Source organism: Reyranella sp. CPCC 100927 (assembly GCF_007859315.1).
GTDB lineage: Bacteria > Pseudomonadota > Alphaproteobacteria > Reyranellales > Reyranellaceae > Vineibacter.
Window position 1 is genome coordinate 1,066,106 of record NZ_VOHA01000001.1, and the last position, 12,109, is coordinate 1,078,214.

At 66.6% G+C, this 12,109-nt stretch carries 12 protein-coding genes and 1 riboswitch; of the genes, 6 read left to right on the forward strand and 6 right to left on the reverse strand.

The features are described 5' to 3' along the window. The first annotated feature begins 100 nt into the window (after positions 1-100). From dapD to yihA, 3 genes are all read left to right on the forward strand, one after another. On the forward strand, positions 101-943 hold the full coding sequence (gene dapD, locus FQU96_RS04835) for a 2,3,4,5-tetrahydropyridine-2,6-dicarboxylate N-succinyltransferase (RefSeq protein WP_146539678.1): 843 nt from the start codon (positions 101-103) through the stop codon (positions 941-943). Between the two features lie 210 nt (positions 944-1,153). Continuing rightward, positions 1,154-2,350, forward strand: coding sequence for a succinyl-diaminopimelate desuccinylase (gene dapE / locus FQU96_RS04840; protein WP_146539679.1), 1,197 nt, complete (start codon positions 1,154-1,156; stop codon positions 2,348-2,350). Further along, complete coding sequence (gene yihA / locus FQU96_RS04845; RefSeq protein ID WP_146539680.1) at positions 2,347-2,985, forward strand: ribosome biogenesis GTP-binding protein YihA/YsxC; 639 nt, start codon at positions 2,347-2,349, stop codon at positions 2,983-2,985. The genes dapE and yihA overlap by 4 nt, the downstream gene beginning before the upstream one ends. Before the next feature lie 11 nt (positions 2,986-2,996). On the opposite strand, the gene glyA is transcribed toward yihA, so the two are convergent. Together glyA and FQU96_RS04855 are read right to left on the reverse strand one after the other, a co-directional pair. Further along, positions 2,997-4,262 (reverse strand): serine hydroxymethyltransferase, encoded by a 1,266-nt coding sequence (gene glyA / locus FQU96_RS04850; protein WP_146539681.1) that lies wholly within the window; start codon positions 4,260-4,262, stop codon positions 2,997-2,999. A 31-nt stretch (positions 4,263-4,293) separates the two neighbouring features. Further along, positions 4,294-4,398, reverse strand: a riboswitch (ZMP/ZTP riboswitch). Positions 4,399-4,596: 198 nt separating this feature from the next. Next, complete coding sequence (locus FQU96_RS04855; RefSeq protein ID WP_146539682.1) at positions 4,597-5,319, reverse strand: 2OG-Fe(II) oxygenase; 723 nt, start codon at positions 5,317-5,319, stop codon at positions 4,597-4,599. 197 nt (positions 5,320-5,516) lie between these two features. Here FQU96_RS04855 and argB point away from each other — a divergent pair, with 197 nt between their 5' ends. Beyond that, positions 5,517-6,422, forward strand: a complete 906-nt coding sequence (gene argB, locus FQU96_RS04860; RefSeq protein WP_146539977.1) for an acetylglutamate kinase — start codon at positions 5,517-5,519, stop codon at positions 6,420-6,422. Between the two features lie 150 nt (positions 6,423-6,572). Further along, positions 6,573-7,139, forward strand: a complete 567-nt coding sequence (gene def, locus FQU96_RS04865) for a peptide deformylase (RefSeq protein ID WP_146539683.1) — start codon at positions 6,573-6,575, stop codon at positions 7,137-7,139. A 10-nt stretch (positions 7,140-7,149) separates the two neighbouring features. On the opposite strand, the gene FQU96_RS04870 is transcribed toward def, so the two are convergent. Further along, complete coding sequence (locus FQU96_RS04870; RefSeq protein ID WP_146539684.1) at positions 7,150-8,022, reverse strand: MBL fold metallo-hydrolase; 873 nt, start codon at positions 8,020-8,022, stop codon at positions 7,150-7,152. Positions 8,023-8,130: 108 nt separating this feature from the next. On the opposite strand from FQU96_RS04870, the gene FQU96_RS04875 reads away from it, so the two are divergent. Then, a complete protein-coding gene (locus tag FQU96_RS04875) occupies positions 8,131-8,745 on the forward strand; it encodes a Crp/Fnr family transcriptional regulator (RefSeq protein ID WP_146539685.1) in 615 nt (204 codons plus the stop codon). Between the two features lie 41 nt (positions 8,746-8,786). Here FQU96_RS04875 and FQU96_RS42100 read toward each other — a convergent pair whose 3' ends face one another. From FQU96_RS42100 to FQU96_RS04890, 3 genes are all read right to left on the reverse strand, one after another. Further along, positions 8,787-9,023, reverse strand: coding sequence for a hypothetical protein (locus tag FQU96_RS42100; protein ID WP_178130312.1), 237 nt, complete (start codon positions 9,021-9,023; stop codon positions 8,787-8,789). A 68-nt stretch (positions 9,024-9,091) separates the two neighbouring features. After that, positions 9,092-9,991 (reverse strand): transglutaminase family protein, encoded by a 900-nt coding sequence (locus FQU96_RS04885; RefSeq protein WP_146539686.1) that lies wholly within the window; start codon positions 9,989-9,991, stop codon positions 9,092-9,094. A gap of 77 nt (positions 9,992-10,068) precedes the next feature. Then, the gene (locus tag FQU96_RS04890) at positions 10,069-12,057 is read right to left on the reverse strand and encodes a TonB-dependent siderophore receptor (RefSeq protein WP_146539687.1); all 1,989 of its coding nucleotides are present in this window, start codon (positions 12,055-12,057) and stop codon (positions 10,069-10,071) included. Positions 12,058-12,109 lie beyond the last annotated feature (52 nt).

The following is a 12,109-nucleotide window of genomic DNA, read 5'->3' on the forward strand; positions in this document are numbered from 1 at the left end:
GAAGGCCGCCCTTTCCGGGCGGCCTTCGTCGTTTCCTGGGGTGGCTGTTGACGGATCGGCCGCGCCCGCTATGGTCCGCCGTCGTCGAAAGGGAGAAGTCATGAGTGCCGCCGAACTGAGGCAAGCTGTCGAAACCGCCTGGGACAACCGCGACAGCGTCAACAGCAAGACCAAGGGCGCCGTGCGCGACGCCGTCGAGGCGGCGATCGCCGGGCTCGACGACGGCACGTTCCGCACCGCCGAAAAGGTCGGCGGCGAATGGGTGGTGAACCAGTGGCTGAAGAAGGCGGTGCTGCTGTCGTTCCGGCTCTACGACAGCGTGCCGATGGAGGGTGGTGCGGTGTTTCCCGGCATCGGCGGGGCACCCTGGTACGACAAGGTGCCGCTGAAGACCGCCGGCTGGGACGCCGCGCGCTTCACCAAGGCCGGCTTCCGCGCCGTGCCGGGCGCCATCGTGCGCCGCGGCTCCTACGTGGCACCCAACGTCGTGTTGATGCCCAGCTTCGTCAATCTCGGCGCCTATGTCGGATCGGGCACCATGGTCGACACCTGGGCGACCGTCGGCTCGTGCGCCCAGATCGGCAAGGACTGCCACCTGTCGGGCGGCGTCGGCATCGGCGGCGTGCTCGAGCCGTTGCAGGCCAACCCGGTGATCATCGAGGACAACTGCTTCATCGGTGCCCGCTCCGAGGTCGTCGAGGGTGTGATCGTCGAAACCGGGGCCGTGCTGGCGATGGGTGTCTTCATCAGCGCCACCACCAAGATCGTCGATCGCGCCAGCGGCCAGATCCATGTCGGCCGGGTACCGGCCTACTCGGTGGTCGTGCCGGGCAACCTGCCGGGCGGTCCCAACCGGCCATCGACCTACTGCGCGGTGATCGTGAAGACGGTCGACGAGCGCACCCGCTCGAAGACGTCGATCAACGAGCTGCTGCGCGATTAGATCCCTCTCCGCCCACGCAGTGGGGGGAGAGGGGGGACCCGCGCCGCAGGCGTGGGTGGGTGAGGTGGGTGTTGGGGCCGGGCGTGATGCTCGCTGTAAGCACCTCGCCTGTTGCACCACCCACCTCACCCTCCCATGCTTCGCATGGGGCCCTCCCTCTCCCCCCACTGCGTGGGCGGAGAGGGGCTCACGGAGGTAGATGACACCGCCATGCCCGATGCCCTCAGCAACAGCGCGCCCGACGTCGTCGAACTGACGCGGGCGCTGGTGCGCTGCCCCAGCGTGACGCCGGATGAGGGCGGCGCGCTGGCGCTGCTTGAGGATCGCCTGTCGTCGCGGGGCTTCGGCTGCGAGCGCATGGACTTCAGCGAGCCCGGCACGCCCGACATTGCCAACCTCTATGCCCGCGTCGGTACCGGCGGAAAGCACTTCTGCTTTGCCGGCCACAGCGATGTGGTGCCGGCCGGCGACCTGTCGTCGTGGACGATCGGGCCGTTCGCGGCCGAGCTGTCGGACGGCTATGTTTTCGGCCGTGGCGCCGTCGACATGAAAGGCGCCATCGCGGCTTTCGCCTGCGCCGCGGCGTCGTTCCTGCGCCGGCGCGGGCCGTCATTCGGCGGCTCGATCAGCCTCCTGATCACCGGTGATGAAGAGGGGCCCGCTGTCAACGGCACGGTCAAGATGCTGCGCCGGCTCGCCGAGCGCGGTGAGACCGTCGATCTGTGCGTGGTGGGCGAGCCGACCTCGTCGAAACGGTTCGGCGACATGATGAAGATCGGCCGCCGCGGCAGCGTCAACGTCGAGCTCACGGTGCGCGGCATCCAGGGCCATGTCGCCTATCCCGATCGGGTCGACAATCCCATCCATCGCCTCGCCCGCTTGATCGAGGCATTGATTGGCACGCCGCTGGATGGCGGCAGCACGCACTTTCAGCCGAGCTCGCTGCAGGTCACGACGGTCGATGTCGGCAACCCGGCGACCAACGTCGTGCCCGGCGTTGCCAAGGCGCGCTTCAACGTGCGCTTCAACGATCTGTGGACATCGCAGACGCTGCTGGCCCACCTGCGCGAGCGCCTCGACCGCGCCAACGAGCAGGTCGGCGGCAACGGCCTCTACGAGCTTCAGGCACAGGTTTCGGGTGAGTCGTTCTATACGCCGCCGGGCGAGCTGTCGGATCTGATCGCCGGCGCCGTGCGCGACATCACCGGCGTTGATCCGGAATTGTCCACCACCGGCGGTACGTCGGATGCGCGTTTCATCCGTGCCGCCTGTCCGGTGGTCGAGTTCGGCCTGGTGGGCGAGACCATGCACAAGGTCGACGAGAAGAGCACCGTCGCCGACCTGCAGGCGCTCACCCGCGTCTACGAGCGGATGCTCGACCGGTATTTCGTCCAGGCCAGAGCATGAGCGCGGACAGCCCTTACGACCCGGAGCAGATCGAAGCCGGCCGCCGCCTGTTCGCAGCGCCGTGCGATTTTGTTGCCGGCGCTGCGTCCGTCGACTCGCTGCCGCCGTTCAGCACGCCCGAGATCGCCTTTGCCGGTCGCTCCAACGTCGGAAAGTCGAGCCTGGTCAACGCGCTCACCGGCCGCTCGACCCTGGCCCGCGTGTCGTCCAAGCCCGGCCACACGCGGCAGCTCAACTTCTTCGATCTCGGCGGCCGGCTCACGCTGGTAGACCTGCCGGGATACGGTTTTGCCCAGGTCTCCAAGAGCCTCAAGCAGAGCTGGCAGGACCTCGCGACGGCCTACCTGCGCGGCCGGCCGACGCTCAAGCGCATCTGCCTGTTGATCGACGCCCGCCACGGCGTCAAGGACTCTGACCGCGAGACCATGACCAACCTCGACAAGGCGGCCGTGGTCTATCAGCTGGTGCTGACCAAGGCCGATCTGCTGAAGCCGTCGGCTATCGCACAGGCGATCAAGGATGCGACTGCAGCGGCGGCCAAGCATGCCGCCGCCCATCCCCAGGTGATCGCCAGCAGCAGCGAGACCGGTGCCGGTATCGCCGAGCTGCGCGCGGAGCTGGCGTCGTTGGTGTGAGTCCCAGGCCGTTACGCGGCCACGCCCGGCAGTGGGAATCGCCGGCAGAACGTCTGAACCTCGTCTGCCAGGCGCGCCTGCAGCGCCTTGTCGTCCGGATGCCGCAACGCCTGGACCATCCAGCCGGCGATGGCGTGCATGTCGGGCTCGCGCATGCCGCGCGTCGTGGCAGCAGGCGTGCCGATGCGCAGGCCGCTGGGGCGTAGCGGCGGGTGCGGGTCGTCCGGCACCACCTGCTTGTTGGCGGTGATACCGATGTGATCGAGCACCGCTTCGGCACGGCTGCCGTCGAGGCCGAAGCTGTCGATGGTGTTGAGCACCAGCAGGTGGTTGTCGGTGCCGCCGGTCACCAGGCCGATACCCTCCGACAGCAGCGCCGCTGCGAGGGCCTGGGCGTTGGCCAAAGTCTGGCGCGCATAGTCGCGGAATGCCGGCTCGGCCGCCTTGCGCAACGCCACCGCGGTAGCGGCGATGGTGTGCATGTGCGGGCCGCCCTGCAGGCCGGGGAATACCGAGGCGTCGATCGCCTTGGCATGCGCGGCACGGCACAGGATCAGGCCGGCACGCGGGCCGCGCAGCGACTTGTGCACCGTCGTGGTGACAATGTCGAAGCCGTCGTCGAGCGGATTGCGCAGTACGCCGGCGGCGACCAGGCCGCCGATATGGGCGATGTCGGCCATCGCCAGGGCACCGACGGAAGAGGCGATACGGCGGAAGGCGGCATAGTTCAGTTCGCGCGGGTAGGAGCTGAAGCCGCACAGCACCATCTTCGGCCGCACCTCCTGTGCCACGGCCATCAGCCCGTCGTAGTCGATCGCACCCTGCTGGTTGTGCTGGGTCTTGTAGCGCACGAAGTTGAACAGCCGGCCCATGTGCGACACCGGCGCGCCGTGGGTCAGGTGGCCACCATGCGACAGGTCCATGGCGAGCACGGTATCGCCGGGTTGCAGGCAGGCGAGATAGGCAGCCTGGTTCATCGCCGAACCGCTGAGCGGCTGCACGTTGGCGTGCTCGGCGCGAAACAGTGACCGCGCCCGATCGCGGGCAAGGTTCTCGATCCGGTCGGTGTACTGCTGGCCGCCGTAATAGCGGCGGCCAGGATAGCCTTCCGAGTACTTGTTGGTCAGCACGGTGCCCAGTGCCGCCAGCACCTCGGGATAGGTGTAGTTCTCCGACGGGATCAGCTCGACGCCGTCGCGCTGGCGCTGTTCCTCGCCGGCAATGGCCGCGGCGATCTCGGGATCGTGGGTGGCAAGCAGGTGGCGGTGATGGTCCATGGGCAGCCTCCTGACGCACAGGCGTCGGTCGGAAACATGCCCAGGCGAGCGGCTATGCCCGATCTCCGTGCTCCCCGGTGGTAAACGCCACCTTGCCGTGCGCATCGCACGGAACTCGCCAGTCACACGGTCGGGGCGTCACCGGACAACCAGGGACGCAGGCGGACACATAGTGGGCTTGATGACGGTGCGCAAGGCGACTCTTTCCTCCCCATGTGAGTGGGGAGGTGCCCCGAAGGGGCGGAGGGGACCCAACGAGATTTCGCGACCAAGACCACGTCGGCTCCCCATCCGGCCTTCGGCCACCTTCCCCGCAAGCGGGGAAGGGAAGATGTCACGCCGCGTCGTGGAAGATCACGCCCAGGGTCAGGCGCTGGCCGCTGCGGATCGTGCTGACGCCATGGCGCATGGCGGTGCGGTACCAGCCGCGGGAGCCGCGTACGGGACGCTCATTCACGGCGAAGATCACCGCTTCGCCCTGGCACAAATTCACCACGTGGGCGCGCGACTGCATGCGCGGACGCTGTTCGGTCAGCACGAACTCGCCGCCGGTGAAATCCTGATCGGGATCGCTCAGCAGGACCGTGAACTGCAGCGGAAACACCAGGTCGCCGTAAAGGTCGCGATGCAGGCAGTTGTAGTCACCCGCGCCGTACTTCAGCAGCAGCGGCGTCGGTTTGGCCTGCCCGCCGTCATGGCAGACCCGCAGCCATGCCGCGAGGGTCGACGGAAACCGCTGCTCGATCCCCAGGGCCTCCTGCCACCGGTTGGCGACCCGGGCCAGGGGTGGATAGGCGTGCTCGCGCAGGTGCTGGACGGTCTCGGGCAGCGGCCGGTCGAAGTAGCGGTACTCGCCCTGGCCGAAACCGTGGCGCTGCATGACGACTCGGCTGCGGAAGCCGGGTCCCTGTTCGTACAGCGCCGCCAATTGGCGGCATTCGGCCGGGCTCAGCACGACCCCGGTCGTGGCGACACCTTGGGCATCAAGCGTGCCGCCGATGGCTGTCCAGTCGAGAGCGGCAAGGCGGTCGGGGAGGGGGGTGTTTCGTGTGGGCATGACAGCATCGTGACGGTGGTGGGCGACACCATCGCGCGCCCGCTGCAGCGGCGCTATCCGTCATCTGCGCCCAATCCGCGTCACGCCGCTTGGCGTGGCGGTCCGGCTTGGTTATGGTCCGGCCGGTGACGCCCTCGCCCGCCCGGGTCGAGGGCTTTTTCCGATCAGCGAGGACGGGGGCGGCGATGGCCGAACCGATGCAGCCGGAGAGCAGGGAGCAGAAGCGGTTGATCCGCATGGCCGAGACCATCTCGCAGGCCCTGCCCTACATGCGACGTCTCACCGACGCCAACATCGTCGTGAAGTACGGCGGCCACGCCATGACCGACCCGCATCTGGGCGACATCTTCGCGCGCGATATCGTGCTGATGAAGCAGGTCGGCATGAACCCGATCGTGGTCCATGGCGGCGGGCCGCAGATCAACCGCATGCTGGAGCGGGTCGGCATCAAGAGCAGCTTCGTGCATGGCCTGCGCGTGACCGACGCCGCCACCATGGAGATCGTCGAGATGGTGCTGGCGGGCTCCATCAACAAGGCGATCGTGGCCGACATCAACGAATGCGGCGGTACCGCCGTCGGCATCTGCGGCAAGGACGGCAACCTGATCCTGGCGCGCAAGGTCAGCGAAATGCGCGACCCGCGCACCGGCGAGCTGCTCCAGGTCGACCTGCAACAGGTCGGCGAGCCGGCACGCATCAACGTCATGGTGCTGGAGCAGCTTGCCGCCGCCAACGTGATCCCGGTGGTGGCGCCGATCGGCTTCGGGCTCGACGACGAGCTGACCTACAACATCAACGCCGACACTTCCGCCGGCGCCATCGCCGGCGCCATGCGAGCCAAGCGGCTCTACTTCCTGACCGACGTGCCCGGCGTGCTCGACAAGGACAAGCAGCTGATCCGGGAAATGAATGTCGAGCGAGCCCGGGCGCTGATTGCCGACGGGACGATCTCCGGCGGCATGATCCCCAAGATCGAAAACTGCATCGATGCGGTGAACGCCGGGGTCGAAGCCGCCGTGATCATGGACGGGCGGGTCCCGCACAGCCTGCTGCTGGAGCTCTTCACCGAGTCCGGTGTTGGCACCATGGTGAAGCGGAAATAAGGCCAGGTATCCCACCGACAGGCGGCGAAACGGTCCATTCCAGGCTTTTTTGCTGCCTTTCCCGCATGCGCGGAAGGGATATTGGGTCGCCTTGACGACGGGTACCGGGCGCCATACCTAAGTGGCGGAATTTGCTGACGAATGGTTCCGATGGCCCTGTTGCCGATCCTGACGGCGCCCGATCCGCGCCTGAAAAAGAAGTCCCAGCCGGTCAAGGCGGTCGACGCCGAGATCCGCCAGCTGATGGACGACATGCTGGAGACGATGAAGGACGCCCCGGGCATCGGCCTTGCGGCGCCACAGGTCGGCGTGCTCAAGCGCGTGATCGTGCTCGAGATCGAGCGCGAGGATACCATCGTCGGGCCGCTGTTCATGGCCAACCCTGAGATCATCGACGTGTCCGACGATGACGCGACCTACAACGAGGGTTGCCTCTCGGTGCCGGAGCACTACGCCGACGTCGTCCGGCCGGCGCGCGTCACCGTCCGCTATCTCGACCGCGACAATGAGCAGCAGGAACTGGCCTGTGACGGGCTGCTCGCCACCTGCGTGCAGCACGAGATCGACCATCTCGACGGTGTGTTGTTCATCGATAAGATTTCAGCCCTCAAGCGCTCCATGATCCTGCGCAAGCTGGTCAAGGCCCGGAAGGAAAAGGAACGCGACGGCGCTCCCGATCCTGCCACGAAGGAAATCGAGCACGCGTCGGCGCTTTAGGTCCGCGGGCCTACACGGCCAGCCGATACGCCTCACCATCACGCACGATACGGCCGGCGGTCGGTCCGGCGAAGTGCGTGCCGATCACCAGCGTCGGCGTGTCGGCGAACTGCGCCAGGAAGGCCTGACGTGTCCGGCGCGAGGCATCCTGGTCGGTGTCGAAGCCCGACGACCAGTGCGGCCGGGCAAGCTGACAGGGGTGGTGCATCAGATCACCCGTGATCACGGCCCGTGCGCCTTGCGATTCGATCACAACACTGACATGGCCCGGCGTGTGGCCGGGTGTCGGCATCAGCCGTATCTCCGGCGCGATCTGTGCATCCATGTCGACCAAGGTTGCCAGCCCGGCATCGACGATCGGTTGCACGGAGTCGGCCAGGATGGCGCCGCCGTGACCGCGATCTCCCTCGGCCGCGGCTTCCGCGGTTGCGTGCTCGAATTCGCGGCGGCCCATGTAGTAGCGTGCGCGGGGAAAGGTCGGGACCCAGCGACCACCCTCCAGCACCGTGTTCCAGCCGACGTGATCGACATGCAGGTGCGTGCACAGCACGGCATCGACGCTGTCGCGCCGCCAGCCGACGGCCTCCAGGTCGCGCAGGAATCCTGTCTGCAGCATATTGAACATCGGTGCGGCACGCGGCTTGTCGTTGCCGATGCAGGTGTCGACGATCAGGCGTTGCGACGGCGTCTGGACCAGCAGGGCGTGCACACTGCCCTTGACCTGGCCGTCGGGCGTAGCGAAATGCGGCACCAGCCAGGTGATCTCCTGGATCGCCGCCGGGTTGCCGTCAGGCAGCATCGAGCCCGGCGTGCCTGTCGGCAGCACGCCTTCGAACTCGACCAGCTTGGTGATGGTGACGTCGCCGATTTTCCAGGTGAGCATGGCTGCAGCCTCGGGTTGTTGCGGAGCGTGGCGGCAGACTATGGCGGTCGGTCGGGCGCGACATTATCCTTTGTTAACGCTGGTCACTTTGCCGGACGGTGGTCTCCCATGAAGCCCGTCTACGATCCCGCTCTTGATCTGATCGACATCTTCGAGGCGCGCGTGCGCAGCACGCTGCCGCAGGCGCAGCGCCTGCGCGGCACCATCACAAGCCGGCGTGTTGCACAGGGGCAGGCGCTGTTTCACGCGGGCGAACCGGTGTCAGGCGTGTTCCTGGTGAGAGCCGGTGTGATCAAGTTTGCCTATGTGTCCGAAGATGGCGTCGAGCGCGTGCGCGACTTCATCGCCGAAGGCCAGATCGCGGCCTGCGTCGGTGCGCTGGCTGGTGGTGACTCGGTGGCAGCCTACGATGGCGTTGCCTGCGAAGACGCAGTGGTCGACTGCCTGGATTTCGGTCCTGTGTGTCAGCTCACCAAGTCCGAGCCGCTGTGGGCACGGTGCATTGGTTTGCTGCTCTACGATACGACCCGGAACCTCACGGAGCGCGAACGCACGCTGCTCACGCTGACGCCACCCGATCGCCTGGCACAGGCCGTCGCCGAACGCCCCTGGCTGCTGACCCGCGTGTCGCAGCGCGACCTTGCGGCCTATATCGGCATCACGCCGGTATCGCTGTCACGCCTGAAGGCCCGAACTCGGCGGCAGGTCGAAGCCGCTGCTTAGCGAACACCGCAATTCCTCGTGTTGCTCCGGACAACGAGCGCCTAGGGCGAAATGCCGCGCGGCCGCTTCTCGTCCGGCAGCAATCGCCGGTCTTCATCTTCAGGGCCAACCTTGCGCAGGGTCGGGTCTCGCGGCGGCAACTCCACCGGGGTCTCGCCCGGCCTGTCGCCGCCACGGGGCTCGGGCGGCGGATCCTTGATCTTGGGCTTCGGCGGGTCGCCGGGCGGCTTGGGGGGCGGTTTTTGCGGGCGGGGTGGTGGTTCTTCGGGGAGGGACATGGCGGCCTCATCTGTCGTCCCTGAACCAACGCTGCGCGCCCCGGAAAAGTTTCGTCGGCTGGCGGCCGTCAAGCCTGGCGCGTGACGGTTACCTCGACCTCGAGTCCCTGTGCATCGCTTGCGGCGCCTTCCCACGACCCGGATACCGGCGAGGCCTGCGCCGGGTCGCGCACGATGGCGACCGGTATCAGCTCGCCGTCGGAGGTGAGCGCATTGGTGGGATCGAAGTGCATCCAGCCGGCGCCGGGCAGATAGATCTGGGTCCAGGCATGGGTGGCGCCGCCGCCCGTCACCGCCTGGGCATCGGTGGCCTCGTCGCGGCCGGGATCGTAGATGTAGCCGCTGACGAAACGCGCCGCGAGGCCGAGGCTGCGGGCGCCCTCCATCATCAGGTAGGCGAAATCGCGGCACGTGCCGCTGCTGGCGCTCAGCGTTTCCAGCGGCGACTGGGTACCGTAGGCATCGCGCGCCAGGTACGTGAAGTTGCTCTTGATCGCCGCTGCCATGGCGTTGAGCACCGGCAAGGTCTCGGGCAGCCCGGGCGCATCCTCGGCGCTCCCGGTGAGAAAGCCCTTGGCCCACAGATCGACGGCATGCTCCGGATCGGGTACGTGCCGCTCCTGCAGGCCGGCAAGGTCACGGATCTCATCGGCCGAATAGGCGAGCGGCAGGTTGCGGGCGTGCTCCGACACCATCGACTGCGTGGCGATCAGCGGAAAGCGCTCGACGTCGAGGGTGCTCTCGATCGCCAGCGCATCGGCAGGCTCGGCGAAGTCGACCAGCGCGATGCTGTTGCCGAACACGTCATACTGCCAGATCGTCTGGCTCGGGGCGGGACTGATGGTCAGCGCCGCATCGTGCAGCAGCATTTCGTGGCTGTCGCGCGGTCGCAACATCAGCCGATGCCGCCCGAAGGCCACCGGCTTGGCGTAGCGGTACGTCGTGGTGTGTCGCAGCTGAAAGCGCATGAGGTCGGCAGGTTCTCGGGTCGTTGCCAGCGAAGCCGGGTAATCTACCAGATGACCTGCCGACCATCACCACCCGATCAGAATGTCACTCTGACGCTGCCGTAGATGCTGCGGCCAGGCTCGGGAAATCCATCGACCAGCGTATAGTTCTGATCGAAGAAGTTTCGGATGCCGATGATGGTCCGTACATTGGCGTTGATGGCGTACTCGGCCTGCAGATTGACCACGGCGTAGGCCCCGGTCTTGTAGTAGCGGGTGCCGGCGGTGTTGACCGTCCAGCGGCTGCTGGCGACCTGGATGCTCGGCGTGAGGCTCAGTCCTTCGATCGGTTGCCAGGTCGTGTACAGGAAAAGCTGATGCGTCGGCGTGCCGATCGGTTTGAGCAGCGGGTCGGCTGGCGCGGTGATCTCGCGCTTCAGCAGCGTGTAGTTGCCGCCGACGCGCCAGTTCGATGTGATGTCCGACATCAGCGCCATCTCGAAACCATAGTACTTGCCATCGCCGACGTTGCGGCTCTGCGTTACCGCCGTGCCGTTCACCACCATCGGCACCGACTGGATCATGTCCTTGACGTCGCTGTAGAAGAGCGCGCCTGTCAGGCGGGTGCGCGGCGCGATGTCGACACCGCCGCCCACCTCGTAGTTGATGGCGCGTTCGGCCTTCAGGTTGGGGTTCGACGTGGCGCCGCCGAAACGCGTGCTGAAGCGTTCGAAGATCGTGGGAAAGCGCGTGCGGGACGACACGCTGGCATAGAGCCGCGCCGTATTGCTGAAGCGGTAGATTGCCGCCGTCTGCCAGTTGAAAGCATCGTTGTTGCGGCGCCGGTAGTTGATGAATTGCCCGGTGGCGCCGCTGCCGGTGAAGTCCTGCGCCTTGCTGAGATGGCGCCAGTCATAGCTGAAGCCGGCGACGAGATCGAATTTGTCGGTGGCATGGAACGTATTCTCGATCGCCACTGAGCCCGTATCTTCGGTCGTCGTCTGCCACGGTTCGCGGAATGGTGTCGGTGCGTAGAGGCGCTGGTATTCGCGGTGGTTGTCCCGCCGGTAATGGAACGCAACCTTTAGCGTGTTCATGGGAATGAGGTCGGTGCCCGCCTCGACGCTGCCGCCCCAGGCCCAGTCGTCGTAGATGCTGCGGAACGAGCGGGCCAGCGTCTGCCGCGACATTGCCGGGTCGTCATAGGAATACAGGCCGTTCTTGAACGTGTTGTAGAACAGCCGGGTCTTGACGTACGACGCATCGCCGATCCGTGTGTTCGACAGCCAATAGATATTCTGGATGTCCCAGTAAGGCCAGCGCCAGTAGCGTTGCTGCGCCACGGGATCGGAGACGTGCAGCGGCGCTTCCTTGCTGCCTGACTGGCGCGTGAAGCTCAGCGAGTATTCGTCGGTCTCGTTTGGCGTGAAGCCGATCTTGGCGTTGACGCGCCAGTCATTGGTCTTGGAGTTGGCGCGTGCGCCGCCGTTCTCGTTGGCGCGCCACCGGAAGCTGTCGGACAGGGTCCAGTGGTCCTGGTCGAGCACCGCGCCGCTGACCTGAGCGTAGAAGCGCTCCTGTCGTGTGCCGGCCATGGCGTAGCCGTTCCAGCCATTGTAGCCGCCCTGGGGACCGAGCGAGAGGCCGGTGCGCAGTTCCGCCTCGAAGGGCTTTGTCGGCTTGCGGGTCACCAGGTTGATCGCGCCGCCCAAGCCGCCGGGGCCGTCGAGCACCGAGACATAGCCCTTGGAAACCTGGATCTCCGACAGATCCGGCGTCAGGACGCGACCGAAGTCCAGCCGGTTGTCGGCCGGCAGGTAGATGCGGATTCCGTCGATCGACAGCGGAACCTGGAAGCGGTCGAAACCGCGCACGTAGATCAGCCGTTCGTTGCGGCTGCCGCCGGTGCTCGACGCCGTGACGCCGGGAATGATGTTCACGGCGTCATCGAGCGTCTTCTTGTCGAAGCGCCACATCTCCTCGTTCGACAGTACGCTGCCGGCGCCGATACCGTTGTTCTTGTCGCCGTGCACCGCGATCGTGCCCAGCGTGAAGACATCCTGCTGTGCCCACGCCGTGCCCGCCATGGCCAGACCTGCCGTGACAGCCGCTGGCGCTGTCGCTATAGCTATCCGTATA